This is a genomic window from Bacillus sp. 1780r2a1 (assembly GCA_024134725.1).
In the GTDB taxonomy this organism is placed as follows: domain Bacteria; phylum Bacillota; class Bacilli; order Bacillales; family Bacillaceae_H; genus Priestia; species Priestia aryabhattai_A.
The window spans coordinates 1503421-1521148 of sequence record CP099863.1; the positions used below are offsets into that span (position 1 = coordinate 1503421).

The 17728-nt window shown below is 38.1% G+C and carries 18 protein-coding genes and 1 pseudogene; 15 read left to right on the forward strand and 4 right to left on the reverse strand.

Translation table 11 applies throughout. From position 1 onward, the window contains the following. Positions 1-3 precede the first annotated feature (3 nt). From NIZ91_07560 to NIZ91_07600, 9 genes are all read left to right on the forward strand, one after another. Positions 4-933 (forward strand): ABC transporter permease, encoded by a 930-nt coding sequence (locus NIZ91_07560; GenBank protein USY56502.1) that lies wholly within the window; start codon positions 4-6, stop codon positions 931-933. Then, positions 930-1880 (forward strand): ABC transporter permease, encoded by a 951-nt coding sequence (locus tag NIZ91_07565; protein ID USY56503.1) that lies wholly within the window; start codon positions 930-932, stop codon positions 1878-1880. Before NIZ91_07560 ends, NIZ91_07565 begins: the two co-directional genes overlap by 4 nt. A gap of 7 nt (positions 1881-1887) precedes the next feature. Continuing rightward, on the forward strand, positions 1888-2886 hold the full coding sequence (locus NIZ91_07570; GenBank protein USY56504.1) for an ABC transporter ATP-binding protein: 999 nt from the start codon (positions 1888-1890) through the stop codon (positions 2884-2886). A gap of 42 nt (positions 2887-2928) precedes the next feature. Further along, a complete protein-coding gene (locus NIZ91_07575) occupies positions 2929-4548 on the forward strand; it encodes a peptide ABC transporter substrate-binding protein (GenBank protein USY56505.1) in 1620 nt (539 codons plus the stop codon). Positions 4549-4650: 102 nt separating this feature from the next. Continuing rightward, a complete protein-coding gene (locus NIZ91_07580) occupies positions 4651-5577 on the forward strand; it encodes an LD-carboxypeptidase (protein ID USY56506.1) in 927 nt (308 codons plus the stop codon). A gap of 17 nt (positions 5578-5594) precedes the next feature. Beyond that, positions 5595-6500, forward strand: coding sequence for a C40 family peptidase (locus NIZ91_07585; protein USY56507.1), 906 nt, complete (start codon positions 5595-5597; stop codon positions 6498-6500). A gap of 12 nt (positions 6501-6512) precedes the next feature. Then, complete coding sequence (locus NIZ91_07590) at positions 6513-7523, forward strand: ATP-binding cassette domain-containing protein (protein USY56508.1); 1011 nt, start codon at positions 6513-6515, stop codon at positions 7521-7523. After that, positions 7520-8314, forward strand: coding sequence for a class A beta-lactamase-related serine hydrolase (locus NIZ91_07595; protein ID USY56509.1), 795 nt, complete (start codon positions 7520-7522; stop codon positions 8312-8314). Before NIZ91_07590 ends, NIZ91_07595 begins: the two co-directional genes overlap by 4 nt. Before the next feature lie 113 nt (positions 8315-8427). Next, the gene (locus NIZ91_07600; protein USY56510.1) at positions 8428-8976 is read left to right on the forward strand and encodes a hypothetical protein; all 549 of its coding nucleotides are present in this window, start codon (positions 8428-8430) and stop codon (positions 8974-8976) included. Positions 8977-9018: 42 nt separating this feature from the next. Here NIZ91_07600 and NIZ91_07605 read toward each other — a convergent pair whose 3' ends face one another. Both NIZ91_07605 and NIZ91_07610 read right to left on the reverse strand, forming a co-directional pair. Beyond that, entirely contained in the window at positions 9019-9858 is an 840-nt protein-coding gene (locus tag NIZ91_07605; GenBank protein ID USY56511.1) for a TIGR03943 family protein, read from the reverse strand. Positions 9859-9870: 12 nt separating this feature from the next. Further along, the gene (locus NIZ91_07610) at positions 9871-10740 is read right to left on the reverse strand and encodes a permease (GenBank protein USY56512.1); all 870 of its coding nucleotides are present in this window, start codon (positions 10738-10740) and stop codon (positions 9871-9873) included. Between the two features lie 219 nt (positions 10741-10959). On the opposite strand from NIZ91_07610, the gene NIZ91_07615 reads away from it, so the two are divergent. Both NIZ91_07615 and NIZ91_07620 read left to right on the forward strand, forming a co-directional pair. Then, positions 10960-11751, forward strand: coding sequence for a histidinol-phosphatase HisJ family protein (locus NIZ91_07615; GenBank protein USY56513.1), 792 nt, complete (start codon positions 10960-10962; stop codon positions 11749-11751). 439 nt (positions 11752-12190) lie between these two features. After that, positions 12191-12532: pseudogene (locus NIZ91_07620) on the forward strand (terminase large subunit). Between the two features lie 132 nt (positions 12533-12664). On the opposite strand, the gene NIZ91_07625 reads toward NIZ91_07620, so the two are convergent. After that, positions 12665-13252 carry a hypothetical protein gene (locus tag NIZ91_07625; GenBank protein ID USY56514.1) on the reverse strand — a complete coding sequence of 196 codons (588 nt, stop codon included), beginning with the start codon at positions 13250-13252 and terminating at the stop codon, positions 12665-12667. A 123-nt stretch (positions 13253-13375) separates the two neighbouring features. Here NIZ91_07625 and NIZ91_07630 point away from each other — a divergent pair, with 123 nt between their 5' ends. Then, positions 13376-13624 carry a hypothetical protein gene (locus tag NIZ91_07630; GenBank protein USY56515.1) on the forward strand — a complete coding sequence of 83 codons (249 nt, stop codon included), beginning with the start codon at positions 13376-13378 and terminating at the stop codon, positions 13622-13624. 71 nt (positions 13625-13695) lie between these two features. Here the strand turns inward: NIZ91_07630 and NIZ91_07635 are convergent, their stop codons facing one another. Then, positions 13696-14142, reverse strand: coding sequence for a hypothetical protein (locus tag NIZ91_07635; protein ID USY56516.1), 447 nt, complete (start codon positions 14140-14142; stop codon positions 13696-13698). 589 nt (positions 14143-14731) lie between these two features. Here NIZ91_07635 and NIZ91_07640 point away from each other — a divergent pair. The 3 genes from NIZ91_07640 (at position 14732) to NIZ91_07650 (ending at position 17603) form a co-directional block, all read left to right on the forward strand. After that, entirely contained in the window at positions 14732-15784 is a 1053-nt protein-coding gene (locus NIZ91_07640; protein USY56517.1) for a fatty acid desaturase, read from the forward strand. Between the two features lie 77 nt (positions 15785-15861). Continuing rightward, positions 15862-17007, forward strand: coding sequence for a sensor histidine kinase (locus NIZ91_07645; GenBank protein USY56518.1), 1146 nt, complete (start codon positions 15862-15864; stop codon positions 17005-17007). Further along, positions 17004-17603, forward strand: a complete 600-nt coding sequence (locus NIZ91_07650; protein ID USY56519.1) for a response regulator transcription factor — start codon at positions 17004-17006, stop codon at positions 17601-17603. The genes NIZ91_07645 and NIZ91_07650 overlap by 4 nt, the downstream gene beginning before the upstream one ends. The last annotated feature ends 125 nt before the right edge of the window (positions 17604-17728 follow it).

Here is a 17728-nt window from a genome sequence, read left to right on the forward strand (position 1 = left end):
AAAATGAAGACATACATATTGAAGCGCTTTATTTCAATGATTATCACATTGTGGGTCATTGTAACATTAACATTCTTTTTAATGAATGCTATACCAGGTTCACCTTTTAATGAAGAGCGAGCTACGAGTGAAGCTGTACAAGAAAATTTAGAGTCGTACTATCACTTAAATGAGCCATTAATTGTTCAGTACTTTATGTACATAAAATCAATTGTTACGTTTGATTTTGGACCATCAATTAAGCAGCCTTCTCAAACAGTAAATGATTTGCTGGGACGAGGCTTTCCAGTTTCTTTTGAGCTTGGGATGGTTACTTTACTTGTCGCTGTGTTTTCAGGTATCGCACTTGGAATTGTAGCCGCACTACGCCGCAACGGAATTGTAGATTATTTAGCGATGACAATTGCTGTTATCGGAATTTCTATTCCTAACTTTGTTATGGCAACGCTGCTTATTCAAAAGCTAGCCGTTGATTGGGCGATTTTACCAGCAGCTACATGGACAAGTCCAAAGCATATGATTTTACCAACGCTTGCTCTTGCGACGGGGCCGATGGCTATCATTGCGCGCTTAACCCGTGCAAGTATGATTGAAGTGTTAACTCAAGACTATATTCGAACGGCAAGAGCTAAAGGGCTTTCTCCTTATAAGATTGTATTTAAGCATGCCTTGCGAAACGCGCTGCTTCCAGTGGTAACGGTGTTGGGAACAATTGCTGCTAGCGTACTGACTGGGACGTTTGTTATTGAACAGATTTTTGCTATACCTGGTATGGGAAAATACTTTGTTGACAGTATAAACACGCGTGATTATCCGGTTATTATGGGAACCACAGTATTTTATAGTGCCATTTTAATCTTTATGCTGTTTTTAGTAGACATTGCTTATGGTATTTTGGATCCAAGAATTAAACTACATCGAAAGGAAGGATGAGCATGAGTGATCTGAAATCAGAAAAGTCAGTAAGCATTCCTGATGAATGGTTTGTACCAAAGCAAAAAGATCGCACCGAGGCGGAAGCTGTTGTGCGTCCCAGCTTGTCTTATTGGCATGATGCATGGCTAAGGTTATTGAAAAACAAGCTGGCAATGCTAGGATTAATCTTTTTGGTTTTGCTAGTCATCATGGCTATCGTGGGACCGATGATTTCTCCCCACAGCGTTACGCAAACGTCATTTGCGAATCAAAATCAGCCACCTTCAAAAGAACACTGGTTTGGAACGGATGATTTAGGAAGGGATGTATTTACTCGAACGTGGTATGGAGCAAGAATTTCACTATTCGTTGGGGTCATGGCTGCTTTAATTGATTTTATAATCGGAGTTATTTATGGAGGCGTTGCCGGCTATAAAGGCGGTCGCACAGATAACGTGATGATGCGTATTGTTGAAGTTCTATATGGCCTTCCTTATCTATTGGTTGTCATCCTGTTAATGGTGGTAATGGGACCTGGTTTATCAACGATTATCCTCGCACTTTCCGTGACAGGCTGGATTGGAATGGCCCGAATTGTCCGAGGACAAGTTCTACAAATAAAAAACTATGAATTTGTGCTTGCATCCAAAACATTTGGGACCAAAACAGCAAGGATTATTAAGAAAAATTTATTGCCTAACACAATGGGGCCGATTATTGTTCAAATGACGTTAACGGTTCCGACAGCTATATTTGCCGAAGCGTTTTTAAGCTTTTTAGGATTAGGTGTTCAAGCACCATTTGCCAGCTGGGGTGTAATGGCAAATGACGGTTTATCTTCGATTCTATCTGGCTATTGGTGGCGCTTATTTTTCCCGGCTTTCTTTATTTCTATCACCATGTTTGCATTTAACGTGCTAGGGGACGGTTTACAAGATGCCCTTGATCCAAAGTTAAGGAGGTAGAAGCGCAGTGGAAAAAGTTTTAGAAGTTCAAGATTTAACGGTGAAATTTGCTACATATGGCGGTGAGGTGCAAGCGGTTAGAGGCGTATCGTTTGATTTATATAAAGGTGAAACACTTGCGATTGTAGGGGAGTCGGGATGTGGGAAAAGCGTAACTTCTCAAAGCATTATGAGATTAATTCCAAATCCTCCAGGAAAGATTACAAAAGGGTCAATTTTATTTAAGGGAAAGGATTTAGCAAAGCTCTCTGAAAAAGCCATGAGAAAGATACGCGGCGCAGATATCTCAATGATTTTCCAAGATCCAATGACTGCATTGAATCCAACAATTACGGTAGGACAGCAAATTGCAGAGAGCATGATGCAACATGAAAACATTACGAAAGATGTAGCGAACAAAAAAGCACTAGACATGCTCAATTTGGTTGGAATTCCAAATCCGAAAGAGCGCTTGAAACAGTACCCTCATGAATTTAGCGGGGGGATGAGGCAGCGGATTGTCATTGCTATGGCTCTTGTATGTGAACCGGAAGTGCTCATTGCCGACGAGCCGACGACGGCTTTAGACGTAACGATCCAAGCTCAGATTTTAGAGCTTTTTAAAGAAATTCAAGCAAAAACAGGCGTATCCATTATTTTGATTACGCATGATTTAGGAGTCGTCGCCCAAGTGGCAGACCGAATAGCCGTCATGTATGCAGGTAAAATCGTTGAAGCAGGAAAGCGAAGAGATATTTTTTATCAACCACAGCATCCATATACAAAGGGGCTCTTACAGTCTGTTCCGCGTCTTGATTTGGATGGTGGAGACCTTGTGCCAATTGCAGGTTCGCCTCCAGACTTATTTGCACCTCCTATCGGGTGTTCCTTTGCTGCTCGGTGTCCTTATGCGATGGAAGTGTGTGATCGCGTGTATCCTGGTGAAATTTTGTTTCGAAATGAGCATTCAGTCAGCTGTTGGCTCCAAGATGAAAGAGCTAAAAAACTAGTATCTACTATAAGCTAGCCTTATAGATACATAAATAGGTAAAGGAAAAGGGGGAACAGAATGAAGCGAATTATGTCTGTAGTAATGATGTCTATTTTAGTATTTACCCTTGCTGCCTGTACGGCGACAAGTGACTCAGGTGCAGAACCTGAAGGTGGTAGCAAGAAGGAAGATGGTAAAGTATTGTATATGAATAACGGTGCAGAGCCAACTTCTTTTGATCCACCAATTGGTTTTGATTCGTACTCTTGGCAAATGTTAAACAACTTAATGGAAGGCTTAACAAGATTAGGACAAGAACATGAACCAGAAGCAGCAATTGCTGAGAAATGGGACGTATCACAAGATGGCAAAGTTTATACATTTCATATTCGTGAAGATGCAAAATGGTCGAATGGGGATGACGTAACCGCAGGAGACTTTGAATTTGCTTGGAAACGGTTGTTAAACCCTGAAACAGGATCTCCAGCTGCTTTCTTAGGTTATTTTATTGAAGGTGGAGAGGAATTTAATACAGGAAAAGGAAAAGCGGAGGACGTAAAAGTAAAAGCGGTAGACGATAAGACGTTTGAAGTAACGTTGAATAGTCCACAAGCTTACTTCCTAAGCGTCATTGCAAATCCTGCATTTTTCCCAATTAATGAAAAAGTAGCAACTGAAAACCCTAAGTGGTTTGCTGAAGCGAAAAGTTTTGTTGGAAATGGTCCATTTAAGCTAACGAAGTGGAAGCATAACAGCAATATTGTTATGGAGCGCAACGATCAGTATTGGGATGCAAAAAATGTAAAGCTAGATAAAGTTAACTGGGCAATGGTGGAAAATACAAATACAGAATATCAAATGTACCAAAACGGCGAGCTTGATGTATCTGAGATCCCAGCTGATTTAAGCGACCAGTTATTAAAAGACGATAGCCTAGATATTAAAGATCAAGCAGGAGTTTATTTCTATCGTCTTAATTTAGATCAAGAACCGTTCCAAAATGTCAATATTCGTAAAGCGTTTGCTTTGGCTGTAGACCAAGATCAAATTGTTAACTATGTAACGAAGAACAAAGAAGAGCCGGCATATGGCTTTGTATCAAAAGGGTTTAAGGATGCCAACGGTTCTGATTTCCGAGAAAAGAGTGGAGATCTTGTCAAAACAGATGTGAAACAAGCAAAAGAGCTTTTAGAAAAGGGAATGAAAGAAGAGGGCTATGAGAAGCTACCTCAAGTTACGTTAACGTATAGCACAGATGACACGCATAAGAAGATTGCAGAAGCACTGCAACAGATGTTTAAAGAAAACCTAGGCGTTGATGTGAAGCTGGCGAACATGGAGTGGAACGTATTCCAAGAAGAGCAAAAGGCGCTGAAATTCCAGTTATCTCGTAGTTCGTTCTTAGCTGATTACGCGGATCCAATCAATTTCTTAGAAAACTTCCAAACGGGGCATTCAATGAACCGTACGGCTTGGAGTAATGAAAAATATGATCAATTAATTCAGGAAGCAAAGAATGAAGCGGATGAAAAGAAACGATTTGAGTTAATGTATGAAGCTGAAAAACTATTATTTGATGAAATGCCAATTATCCCAATTCACTTCTATAACTACGTATTTTTGACAAATGAAAACGTATCTGGAATTGTTCGTCACCCGGTTGGTTACTTAGAGTTAAAATGGGCGGATAAAAAATAAACATCGTTCATAAAGTAGTGAATAAGCAGGCTGTGCAAAATGGGAGCAACTTCTCTATTTCGCACAGCCTCTTCATTACATAAAGGGAAAGGGTGTTTCTAAATGATAAAACCTTCTGCTTTGAAAAAAGGAGATATCGTGGGCGTTGTATCACCAGCTAGCCCGCCAAAAGAACAGCAGCTAAAAAAGGGAATTGCATATCTAGAAAGCTTAGGCCTTCAGGTCCAAGTTGGAAAATCAGTTTATGAAAAAAACGGCTACCTTGCAGGAACAGATGAACAGCGCGCAGAGGATATTAATGCTTTTTTTGCTAATCCAAGCGTCAAGGGAATTATTTGTGCTTGCGGTGGTTACGGAACGGCTAGAATGGCGAATTTACTAGATTATGAGCTCATTAAAGATAATCCAAAGATATTCTGGGGCTATAGCGATATTACATTTTTACATACGGCTATTTCTCAAAAAACAGGACTTATTACGTTTCACGGGCCAATGCTGTCATCGGATATTGGAAAAGATGATGTCAAAGAACAAACAAAGCAGTCTTTTCAACAACTTTTTACTCCTCAGTCAACATATTATACTGATCAAATTACTCCCCTTCAAATTATCGAACAGGGAGAGGTCAGCGGACAGCTAATTGGTGGTAACCTCACATTATTAGCAAGTTCGCTTGGTACAGATTTTGAAGTGGAGACAAAGGGGAAGATTTTATTTATTGAAGATATTGAAGAAGAATCCTACAGCATTGATAGAATGATGACACAGTTAAAGCTGGCTGGGAAATTTGAAGATGCAGCAGGCATTATGCTTTGTGATTTTCATAAGTGTGAACCGTTAAAAAGAGAGAATTCTTTATCATTAGAAGAAGCTTTATTACAGCCGTTAAAAGGGTTAAAAAAGCCAATTATGAAAGGGTTTTTAATTGGACACTGCTCGCCACAAGTCGCAGTGCCTGTTGGGGCGTATGCAACCATGTCAACCTATGAACGAATGGTAGAGTTAGAAGCCGGAGTGAAAGTAGATTAATAGAGGGAGAAGATAAAATGAATGCTAAGAGATACGTTGTCACAGTGTCAGTTGCAACGGTGTGGACATCTGCAGAATCACCTCGTAGCCTCGATCAGGTGGCACTAGAATCACCTGTTGATATAAAAGAGTGGCTCCGTCGTTTAACGTATGAAAACCGACTCGCTTTATGCAACGAAAACCTCGTTCAAACCCAACTTTTATTTGGTGAAGAAGTCGAGATGATTAAGCAGGAAGGAAATTGGTGCTACGTTCTTATTCCAAGTCAGCCTTCTAAAAAAAATAATGTCGGATATCCCGGTTGGGTTCCAGCAAGTCAGTTAAAGGCAGTAGAGCTGCAAAAACAAGATGCATCTGCCCAAGTAATCGCCCGAAAAACGCTTTTAGTAATTGATAACCAAACGGAGCTGATGCTTAGCTATCGAACGACTTTACCTGTAGTTCAATACCTAAACGAACATGTTGAAGTGGAAACACCGCTTGGAAGAGGCCTAATGTTGGCTAAAGATGTGAATGTAGTTCAATCTGATGCAGAACTACATCCAAAAACAGGAGCTCATCTCGTGTCGGAAGGAAAGCGATTTCTAGATCTTCCTTACTTATGGGGAGGAATGAGCTCATATGGCTTTGACTGTTCAGGTTTTACCTACTCACTTCATAAAGCAAATGGATATACGATTCCTCGCGATGCAAGCGACCAAGCTACAAGCGGTAAAGTAGTTTCATATGAAGAAATGGAGCCAGGAGATTTATTATTCTTTGCTTACGAACAAGGTAAGGGTTTTGTACACCACGTCGCTATGTACTATGGAAATGGTCAAATCATTCATTCGCCGAAAACGGGTAAGGCAGTTGAGGTTATTCCCATCAAAGGAATGGAGTACGAAGATGAAATTTGCGCAATACGTCGCTACTGGACATAAGGAGGAAATGACATGACAAAGAAACAGCCTATTCTCGAAGTGAAAAATATGACGAAATACTTCCCTGTTGCTAAAAATAAAGAATTAAAGGCTGTAGATAATGTTTCATTTTCCATTTACAAAGGTGAAACGTTTGGATTAGTAGGAGAGTCTGGGTGTGGAAAGTCAACGACGGGACGAACCATTATTGGTCTGTACCAGAGAACGAGCGGTAAAGTACTTTATAAAGGGAAAGATGTCCACAAACTATCTGAAAAAGAGAAATTTACGTTTCAGCGTAATATGCAAATGATTTTTCAAGATCCGTATGCGTCCTTAAACCCAAGGTCTACAGTAAGGGAAATCATTTCGGAGCCAATGGAAGTTCACGGGTTATATCCCAACAAAAAAGAACGCTTAGAACGCGTTTATGAGCTGTTAGAAGATGTTGGTTTGAATCGTGAACATGCCAATCGTTACCCTCATGAATTTAGCGGGGGGCAACGTCAAAGGATTGGGATTGCGCGCGCCTTAGCGTTAAATCCCGAATGTATTATTGCGGACGAGCCTATTTCTGCTTTGGACGTATCGGTTCAGGCTCAGGTTGTTAATTTGCTAAAAAAATTGCAGGAAGAAAAAGGCCTTACGTATTTGTTTATTGCTCATGACTTGTCAATGGTCAAGCATATTAGCAGCCGTATTGGAGTTATGTATCTAGGACACCTTGTTGAGCTGACAACAAGCGATTCATTATATACCAAGCCACTGCACCCTTATACAAAAGCCCTTTTATCAGCAATTCCAATACCAGACCCTGATATTGAAGATGCACGCGAACGTATTGTCTTACAAGGAGAGCTACCAAGCCCGATTGACCCACCGTCGGGATGCGTATTTAGAACACGATGTCAGTTTGCGATGGACGCATGTGCAAGCGTGAAACCCGAGTGGCAGGAAGTTGAAGAAAATCATTTTGTTGCGTGTCACCTTTATAACGAAGGGATTGTAAATTCAACCTCTGAAATTGCGGCAAGTAAACTATGAGTATAGTAGAAGAAAAAGTTCGCTTGATTGTTCAGCAATGGTCGTCCATGTACAGAGGGAGAGTAAGCTATCTCTTTGAAACTCCTGAAGAAACAATTGAACAAGGAGCTACAAATGTGTATCCATCTGCTAGTACTATCAAGCTGCTTGTTGCAATTGAAGCGTGTCGTCAGATTGATTCCGGCGTTATTTTAGCGCACCAGACCATTGCTGTTAAACAATCAGATATTGTGGGGGGAGATGGACTATTAAGCGTTTATCCGTATTCTCCTACTGCTACGGTTAAAGAACTACTTATTTTAATGCTCATTCTTTCTGATAATACGGCTACAAACCTGTTAATTAAACTTCTAGGACAAGAGTGCATACAGGGGTGTATCAAGGATTTAGGGTTAAAAAATACCCAGCTCAATCGTCAGATGATGGATATTCAAGCTTCCGCGGAAGGAAGAGATAACGTCACAACAGCAGCAGACTTACTTACATGCCTGAAAGTGCTTTATAGAAAAGATGTTCTCTCGGAACCTTCACGTAAGCTTTTAAAAGAAAGCTTATTTAATCAGCGACTGCGGGATAAACTACCTTCTATGCTGAATGAAAAGTGTTTTATTTTAAATAAACCTGGACATTTGCACGGAATAACGCACGATTGCGGTGTGCTGTTTACACATCATAAAAGGTGCTATGCTGTGGTATTAATTGATGGGCTTAAACATAATGAGTATGGACGGAGGCTAATTGCAGACCTCGGTCAGGTTATTAGCGAAGCGCTTACTCAACAAATTGTATAATCAATCATTCATCCTATACAAACTTTCACATATTTTTTATATAATAGATTTGTATAATTAATTTTTGGTTGAATTTACTAACAAAAGTATTTAACCATAATGGTGGTGTAGGTATGACAAACGAGTCGGCAATGGTTGACATTATAAAAGCGTTTAAGCGCAATTCAACAGAGTCAATTGCAATGGATTTAATAAAAGAAGTAAGGGGAACGTTTTGTCCGCTTCCAAAGTATGTGGCGGACTTAATTGATGAATTAAGAAAGCTAAAATTAAAAGATGAAGTGATTAGCGTCATCTTATATCAATCTGTATATGTGAACAATCATCAGTTTAATATTAAAGATACGCCTACTAATCGGCAATTTGTTCAGGACACTGTTTTTATGGGGCGCAAGTGGGTGCAGCAGTATGGGAAAATTGAAAATGTTGAACAAGCTATTCAAATTGCTGAACATGCGTCCTTAGATGCAGAAGAGCCAGAAGTGCCAAATCATTTTGATTCAAAGAAGGTTACGCTTGAAGTGAACTTAGATCCACAAACGTATGAAATGTTAAAAAATATTGCTGTCTATTATGATCATGTGGGATATGATGACTCCATTTCAACTGCAGTACAGCACTTATACACGCAGCTGCTCGAAGCTCAGCAAAAAAGTCGATAAGAAAAAATCACGTAACATAGAAAACGTTACGTGATTTTTTTATCATTGATTGTTTCGATAAACGTAAGGATCATCAGGTTCCTGTTCTTTCTTAACGTTCGTGACTTTAATCATTGGTAATGTTTTTTTAAACGGCTGATAATACATCGTATCAATTTTACCTGTTACTGTTACCCAATCATCATTTTGAAACGATACGTCATCTGGAAATTCAATAAGCATTCCGAAGGCTCCAGAGTCAGCAATGCAATGAATAATTCCAAAGCGAAAAAGAAAATATTGATTTTTTGGCAGCTCATCATTATGGTATAAAAATCCTTTTAAGCGAATGGTTTTACCCGTAAATTCACCAGGGTAATTATAAATGGTTTCCATTGCGTTTAAAAACTCAGTATCTTCTAAATTAAGCTTTTCACTCTTTCCAAACTGCTTCAAATCTTTGCGTATCATTTTGTCATAAGCTTCCTCTCCGTAAAAGCTACTTGTATCGGGCTCTAGGAATTGGTGCTGATCATAGGGGCTATTTTTTTCGTAGATTGGAAAATTGAACCCCTTCGCTTCAACAATTTTAGAATCTAATTTGGAAATTGGTAAAAATAAAGCAGTGATAATAGGTACGATATAGATGAGATAAAGGAATTTATCTCGCTTGCGCGGAGCGTGTGAATGACTGTGGCAATCACAGCCATCTTCATGATTATGGTCATGCTCATCGCCTTTCATATAAAAAATAAAAGCAGCAATGGTAATAAACCATAGGAGAAAAATTGTACTGTATGAAATCCATGCATATTTCATATTAATGTACTTTGAAATATCTCCTGTAGCATGCAGATGCATGAAGACAAACGTAAAGCCAATCAAAATTAAAATTCGAATCATCGCGCTTCCTCCTTATCTGACCAGTAGCATTGAAAAAACAAAGACAGCTATAAAGGTATAAATAAATAAAATGCCCACAAATTTGGCTTTAAATTGACTCAACATCATTAACGTATTTTTAATATCAAACATTGGTCCAAAAACTAAAAAGGCAACGATGGCGCTATCTTGAAATGTGCTTTGAAAGGATGCTCCAATAAACGCATCGGCTGACGAACAAAGGGATAAAAGGTAGGCTAGTCCCATCATTACGAAATGAGCTGACCAATCCTGCTGCCCAAGATCTAACAGGATGGATGTTTTCATAAACGTTTGCATACTTGCTGCAATAAGCGCTCCAATGATTAAATATTTACCGACTGAAAAAAACTCATCGATAGAATGCTGGATAGTCCCTACTAGCTTTTGGCCAAATGTCTTTTTCTGAACGTTAACGCACACGCTATGTTTTGTTTGATCTGTTTTAAACTGAAACGTCAACAGCATGCCAACTGAAATTGCTACGACGAGCGCTACAGAGCTACGTTCCCATACAACGGCCCAGTCATTTCCAAACGCTACATATGTAGAAAACAAAACAACTGGGTTAATGATAGGACCTGTAAACATAAAGGGAATAGCAGCGTATAGCGGTACGCCTTTTGCCATTAATCGCCTTGTAATAGGTACAATTCCACATTCACAAGCTGGAAATAAAGCGCCTATAAAAGTTGCTAAAAAAACAGCGCCTACTTTATTTTTTGGTATGGCTTTTGCCATCATTTCTTCTGTAATAAACATTTGAATAATTCCAGAAATAAATACACCCAATAACACAAAAGGAAGGGCTTCAATTAGGATACTGATAAAAATTGTGTTTAGCTGCAACAAGGATGAACTCATACTACCACTCCAATTTTGTCTTAAGAAAATAAATTTGCATGCATTCAACTTTTACAGAAAATAGTTTAATATAAAAATAGTTAAATGTAAAAGAATTTATAAATTTCCATTTCATTGTCTAGTTTGAATAGTTAAGGTAGCTATATAACGGGTAGTATTGTAAGAAGTAGAAAGCTTTGCTAAGATACGATTTCAGGAGAAGAATGGGAGGAACGAAACATGTACATTGTGGACTATCATCATCATACGAATCATTCATTCGATTCAAAAGCGGTTATGAACGAGGTATGCACAGAAGCTATCCATCGTAATATTAACGAAATTTGCTTTACAGAACATTACTCACTTAATCCACTTGCTCCTACATATGGACATATTAATTTAAAACATTATATAGAAGATATTGAAGAGTGTCGTGCGCAGTTTGACGGAAAGTTAGTTATCAAAGCAGGGATTGAAATTTGTGAGCCGCATTTATTAAAAAGTGAGTATCAAAAGGTATTAGAGCCGCTTCAATTAGATTTTATCCTAGGATCTGTTCATAACATCAATGACAAAAAGCTCCGCTTATATTTACAACATAAAACAGTAGAAGAAGTATACGGTGGTTATTTTGAAGAACTCTACAATCTAGTGAAGCATGCTGATATCGATGTGCTTGCTCATATTGATTTAATGAAGCGCTATGCAATAAAAGTGCACGGAAATTATGATTTTGACCAGTTTAAGCCGCAGCTAACAGAAATTTTAACAAAAGCAATTGAGCGCAATATCGGCATTGAAATTAACACCTCAGGAATGCGAAGCAGCTTAGGTGAACCGCTACCTTCTCAAGCGGTATTAAAATTATATAAAGAGCTTGGAGGAGAACTGCTAACGGTAGGTTCTGACTCTCATAAAGTTGAAACGGTTGGCGACCATATTTCCGAAGCAATAGCGCTTGCGAAAGAATGCGGATTCCGCTATGTCTTTACGTATGACAAACGCCAGCCAAGTGCCATTTCGATTTAAAAGGTTAGTTGAATGTAGAAGAGAATATTTGTCAATGAGTGTCCGCAGAAGTCTTTATGTAGAAGGCTTGCGGGCTTTTTTTTTGACCACTACTTTGTGAATGTTGTTTTGATTTTATTCAAGAAACAAGCAAGAGTAAGTGGATTAAGCAGTTAGTAATAATATGCAAGGAATTCGGGGTGGGGGTAATTAGCAATAACCGCACAGAAATGTTGTTAAATAAACAATGTATATAAACACTTATAAGTGATAGTTTCGCAAACGTTGCTATTGTGTGGGGGAGTTGTTGTTTAACTTCCTGTAGGGATTAAAATGAGGGAATGAGGGTAGATGAACACACGACGATTGAATGCAAAGGGGGGCAGAAAAAACAATTACCGATGTACATGGTGATATTTACTTAAACTGAGATTTGTACGAAAGCATCATGTAGCAATACTCTGAAGAGGGGATAAAGGCAGACTCAGCCGAATCCAAGGTTATCAAGTTTTTTAAACAGCAAGGTTTTCGAATGGAGTTAGCTAAGAAGTTTCAAGGATCTAGGTTGCAATGCACAAAGAAGGTCAAGCGTTTCAAGAAAATCATTTGTTCAGATGCTTGTGTGAATGTAATCGATGAACTACAAGACCTAACATACAAAGTGAACAAGCAAGGAGAAATCATTGAAGATGACTTTACAATAGACCCTCATACATTTTCAGCAATCTGGTATGCGTTAGATGCTTATGAGGTATCAGACCTTAAAGGAGGAGCAAGAGTGAGTGGTTCAAATGCTTGGTAAGAGCATGGGGAAAACTAAAAGGATAATCAACGTGAGTTATATAAAAGACCCTTGGTATATTCCAACCAACGGTCTTTTAATTTCTAACAGGAACGTTATGCTAACTAAGTTTATTAGAATAGATAAAACTTACTAGTCATCTATTTTAATAACCTTTAGATTAGGTTCAAGTAATTGTACGGAACCTTCAACCGATGAAACAGCAATTGAAAGTTGATCACCAGCAGCTAGATTGAGTAATACGGATCGACTCATAACCATTTCAATGAGAGAGGGGCTTTCTGGGGAGAAAAATGTGTAATTTGCAGCTCGAGTTCTAGATTGGTTAACTATAAACCCTCCATTTACTGCTATTTCTAATATGATTGCTGATCCTCTTTCGTATAGTTGGACATTGGTTGTATATTCTACTTCGTAAATACCTGATGTAGGAATAACTATTCGGTTTGCTACCAAGGTAGTATTTGAAGAAACAAACATGGTGGTTAATGGTAAATCTTGATTAGAAACAGGAATAGCACCACCTATTGTTCCAGCATCACCATAAGTGGTTAAAGAATTTTCACCCGGAGGTCCTTGAGGCCCTGGAGGTCCTTGAGGTCCTGGGAACCCCCGTGGACCTTTAATTACACAGCAGCAAAGATAAGAACAACAATAAGAACAACAATAAGAACAACAATAAGAACAAGAACAACGACTTTTTTTATAATAAGCAGACAATATTTCACCTCCTTTCTAAGAAATCTACTATATTTATATTCCTGCTAAACTATTATGCTTGTACTACTGGGATATATCGATTTGAAAAACTTTGTATAGCTTTAATGATGAAAGGTTTTATTTTTGAAAATAGTTGTTGGGGGGGGGGTTAATGCAACTGATTCAATAGTATGTTCTGGTAGAAAAACATTAACAACTGCATATGAGGGTATCTCAGAAGCATTTACATTTACAGGTTCAGATTATAATGTGCCAAAAGGTGATGGTTTCCTGATTTACACTGTTTTCGTAAGAAATATCACAGGTAGCAGTGAATCAGATGTAGTGCGTGTAGAACTTGAAGGTTTTAATGTTATTGGGGCAGGGAACTAAATAGTAGTGCAAATCTAAATAATATTCACTTTCCATACAAACCAAGACTATCAATTTTGATTTTGCTCTATCTAATTAAGCTCTGTAAATTCATGTTGAAGAATTGTTTCACCTTCTAAACTCTCAGAAGATCCTGTTCTTCCATATGCATTGAAAATAACTTTCTTGCTTCCAGAATAATAGATACGAACTTCATAGAAGGTTACATATTCTGGTGCGAGAAATGTGAAGAATACAGCTAGATTGTTTGGAGCAAGAGTATAAGGGAATGTAGCGGAGGAAATTTGACCGATTTTTACAGACAATTTTTTGGGGGTATGATAAGAACTCCAATCCCAAACTTCAATTATAAACTTCTCTGGTATTTCGCTTAAATTTACAACATTAACTACAGATGAATGAGTGGACCGGTTTCTTACTAACACTCCTGTTGATAAAACCTTAGTTGCATTCTCTTGTTTACAGCACAAATTACCATATTGAGTGGCAGAGAATTTTTTTGCTTTATGGTAACTCATATTGATTACCTCCTTTCTTTATATATATATTCATTGTTTCAAAAAACTTTTGTATGCTTGTCCTTGCTTCGAACCTATTTTAAAGTCTCTTAAAATAGAGTTGAGCATTGCTAAAAAGAATTCATAGTCCTGTTCTTAATAATTATAGAAAACTCCTTGAACTAATAAAATTTAGTTGCACAATGCGTTCGTCATATAATTTGCAGTGTGGATAATGATGTTTTAAACATTCTATCTTACACAAAAGATTAATAGAAGTAGGCGGAAGTGTACTAAACACGAGTAACTTGAAGGTATGACGGTGGATGAAAATGCTCATACGGGTTTAATCAAACAATCACAAAATGCTCACATGATTAAAAGATGTTAAGAATAAAACACAGGAAACATCAAGCTTCAAGAGAGATTGGTGGATTTATAGACAAGCAATAAAAGAATATACCAACACAACGGATGATAATGATATGAAAGGGTTTTTGAGCGTCGATATGACATTTGTCATATTTGTCATGTGACATGTACTACTACACATGGTTTCTTTTTATATTTATAATTTTAAATAAATTATGAATGTGAAAGGGAAATCCAAATGATTAAACAAAAACAAAAACAAAAAATGTTGAGACAATCAATGGCACCTTATGAAAAGCCAAATGAGAAAAGCAGTATCGTTCAACTGATTAATACTATTGTTCCGTTTTTTGCTTTATGGTTTCTTGCTTATCAAAGCTTAGCGATTTCATATGTATTAACCTTAGCAATCGGAGTGGTTGCCGCTGGCTTTTTAGTTCGAATTTTTATCATTTTCCATGATTGCTGCCACAACTCTTTCTTTAAAAATCGACGCTACAACAAAATTCTCGGTACCATTACAGGAGTATTAACTTTGTTCCCATACAACCAATGGGCACACAGCCATTCCATCCACCATGCTACGAGCGGAAATTTAGATAAGCGTGGAATCGGTGACCTGTGGATTTTAACAGTAGACGAATACTTGGAAGCACCTCGCTCACGTCGCATTGCTTATCGTTTATACCGCAATCCATTTGTGATGTTTGTGATAGGTCCTATCTATGTGTTCTTGATTACAAATCGTTTTAATCGTAAAGGAGCTAAGCGAGCTGAGCGTATCAATACGTATGTTACAAACATTGCGATTGCGCTTATTGTGACAGTTGGATGTTTCACACTAGGATGGCAGTCATTCTTAATGGTTCAAGGTCCGATTTTCTTAATTTCAGGTTCACTGGGCGTTTGGTTATTTTACGTACAGCATCAGTTTGAAGACTCTTATTTTGAAGCAGATGAAGAGTGGGAGTACGTACAGGCAGCAGTTGAAGGAAGCTCTTTTTACAAACTTCCAAAAGTACTACAGTGGTTAACGGGTAACATTGGCTATCATCATGTTCATCACTTGAGCCCTCGTGTTCCCAATTATAACTTAGAAGCTGCTCATAATAATACCGAGCCTCTTCAAAACGTACCGACAATTACACTTCGCACTAGCTTAGAGTCTCTACGCTTTCACTTATGGGACGAAGACCAAAAGAAATTTGTTGGCTTTAACCATTTAAAAACATTTAGCCGTGAAGAACGACAAAAAAGAGTAGCTGTATATTCTAGAGCAAATGTAAAATAATACCCAATGCCATATGTGATTATGATACGATAATCACGTATGGCATTAATTATGAAAGTAAAAGAGGGTTTTACGTCATGAAGAAAAAGGATACGATCTTTCAAAAAATAACGGGAATGTCTCCTTACATATGGACAGTTTTTAGCTTACTGCCTTTTTATTTTGTTTTTCAGTCTTCTTCAATGAATGACATTTTGTTAGGTATTTTGTTAACGATTCTCTTCTTTATTTTTTACCGGTTTGCTTTTATATCAAAAGGCTGGCCTATTTATGTATGGACGGTCCTCCTCATTAGTATATCCATCGCGATGACGACGCTTTTTAGCTACGTTTATTTTTCTTTTTACTTTGCTTTTTTTCTCGCTTATTTCATAGGAAATGTTCAAAAATGGCTTACGTTCATTACGCTTTATATTATTCATTTAGTGAGTACAGCAATTTCACTAAACTATAATATGGTGGCTCAAGAAGAACTGTTTGTTCGCCAACTTCCGGTTATGATTATCATTTATATGAGCGTCATCATCTTCCCTTTTACAATCTATAACCGTAAAAAAAGAGAGCGCTTAGAGGAGCAGTTAGAAGATGCGAATAAGCGAATCTCAGAGCTGGTCAAACAGGAGGAAAGGCAGAGGATTGCTCGTGACCTTCACGATACGCTTGGACAAAAGCTATCTCTAATTGGATTAAAAAGCGACTTGGCACGTAAGCTGATTAATAAAGATCCAGAGCAGGCAAGAGTAGAATTGAAAGACGTTCAGCAAACCGCAAGAACAGCACTAAATGAAGTTCGTAAACTAGTGTCTCAGATGAGGGGCATTCGATTAAAAGAAGAACTAGTACGCGTAGAACAAATACTTAGCGTAGCTGAAATAGAATTTATTCATAATGAATTGGCTCTATCAAACGTTTCGCCGCTGACGGAAAATATTTTAAGCATGTGCTTAAAAGAAGCAGTAACAAACGTTGTAAAGCATAGCAGAGCCTCTTACTGTGAAGTCAATATTGTACAATCTAAAGATGAAATTATGATTACCATTCAAGATAATGGACAAGGCATTGCAAGTAAAGATGCTTTGCAACATGGTAACGGACTTATTGGTATGAGAGAAAGGTTAGAGTTTGTCAATGGAACGCTAGATATTCAATCAGATGAAGGAACAAAAGTAATTGTGAAAGTTCCGAGCGTGCGTAAGCAAGTGGAAAAGGAGGAAGAGAGATGATTCGAATCGTTATAGCTGAGGATCAGCGGATGTTGTTAGGTGCTTTAGGGTCTTTGTTAAGCTTAGAAGATGATATGGAAGTCGTTGGGAAAGCATCGAATGGAGAAGAAGCAGTAGCTCTTGCGCGTCAGCATCATCCCGATATTTGCATCATGGATATTGAAATGCCTCTTAAAACAGGGTTAGAAGCAGCAGAAGAGCTGGAAGACCTCGATTGCAAAGTGATTATTTTAACGACTTTTGCACGCTCTGGTTATTTTCAACGAGCGTTAAAAGCAAAAGTTAGCGGCTACTTGTTGAAGGATAGCCCAAGCGAAGAGCTAGCAAGCTCCATTCGCAGTATTATGCAAGGGAGACGCATTTATGCTCCTGAGCTTGTGGATGACGTATACGGGGAAGAAAACCCGCTAACGGAACGCGAAAAAGAAGTACTTCAGCTTGTAGCTGATGGCAAAAATACAAAAGAAATTGCAGAAGAGCTGTCTTTAAAAACAGGTACCGTACGAAACTATATCTCCACAATTTTGGATAAGCTTGAAGTGAAAAATCGTATTGAAGCTATTACGCGCTTTAAAGAAAAGGGTTGGTTTAAATAAATGGAAAAAAGGGGACATGTTACTATGTTCTCTTTTTTGTGTTTATTCTAAATTTTCTGATATCATTATTTTACATTGTAAGCGATTTCGTTTATAATGAAAGCAGAAGAGATGATTACTCTCAT

What these genes read in the sequence shown, in the direction of transcription:
- NIZ91_07560 (USY56502.1), top strand. Translation starts at nt 4, where the DNA reads ATGAAGACATACATATTGAAGCGCTTTATTTCAATGATTATCACATTG.
- NIZ91_07565 (USY56503.1), top strand. Translation starts at nt 930, where the DNA reads ATGAGCATGAGTGATCTGAAATCAGAAAAGTCAGTAAGCATTCCTGAT.
- NIZ91_07575 (USY56505.1), top strand. Translation starts at nt 2,929, where the DNA reads ATGAAGCGAATTATGTCTGTAGTAATGATGTCTATTTTAGTATTTACC.
- NIZ91_07580 (USY56506.1), top strand. Translation starts at nt 4,651, where the DNA reads ATGATAAAACCTTCTGCTTTGAAAAAAGGAGATATCGTGGGCGTTGTA.
- NIZ91_07585 (USY56507.1), top strand. Translation starts at nt 5,595, where the DNA reads ATGAATGCTAAGAGATACGTTGTCACAGTGTCAGTTGCAACGGTGTGG.
- NIZ91_07590 (USY56508.1), top strand. Translation starts at nt 6,513, where the DNA reads ATGACAAAGAAACAGCCTATTCTCGAAGTGAAAAATATGACGAAATAC.
- NIZ91_07595 (USY56509.1), top strand. Translation starts at nt 7,520, where the DNA reads ATGAGTATAGTAGAAGAAAAAGTTCGCTTGATTGTTCAGCAATGGTCG.
- NIZ91_07600 (USY56510.1), top strand. Translation starts at nt 8,428, where the DNA reads ATGACAAACGAGTCGGCAATGGTTGACATTATAAAAGCGTTTAAGCGC.
- NIZ91_07605 (USY56511.1), bottom strand. Translation starts at nt 9,858, where the DNA reads ATGATTCGAATTTTAATTTTGATTGGCTTTACGTTTGTCTTCATGCAT.
- NIZ91_07610 (USY56512.1), bottom strand. Translation starts at nt 10,740, where the DNA reads ATGAGTTCATCCTTGTTGCAGCTAAACACAATTTTTATCAGTATCCTA.
- NIZ91_07615 (USY56513.1), top strand. Translation starts at nt 10,960, where the DNA reads ATGTACATTGTGGACTATCATCATCATACGAATCATTCATTCGATTCA.
- NIZ91_07635 (USY56516.1), bottom strand. Translation starts at nt 14,142, where the DNA reads ATGAGTTACCATAAAGCAAAAAAATTCTCTGCCACTCAATATGGTAAT.
- NIZ91_07640 (USY56517.1), top strand. Translation starts at nt 14,732, where the DNA reads ATGATTAAACAAAAACAAAAACAAAAAATGTTGAGACAATCAATGGCA.
- NIZ91_07645 (USY56518.1), top strand. Translation starts at nt 15,862, where the DNA reads ATGAAGAAAAAGGATACGATCTTTCAAAAAATAACGGGAATGTCTCCT.
- NIZ91_07650 (USY56519.1), top strand. Translation starts at nt 17,004, where the DNA reads ATGATTCGAATCGTTATAGCTGAGGATCAGCGGATGTTGTTAGGTGCT.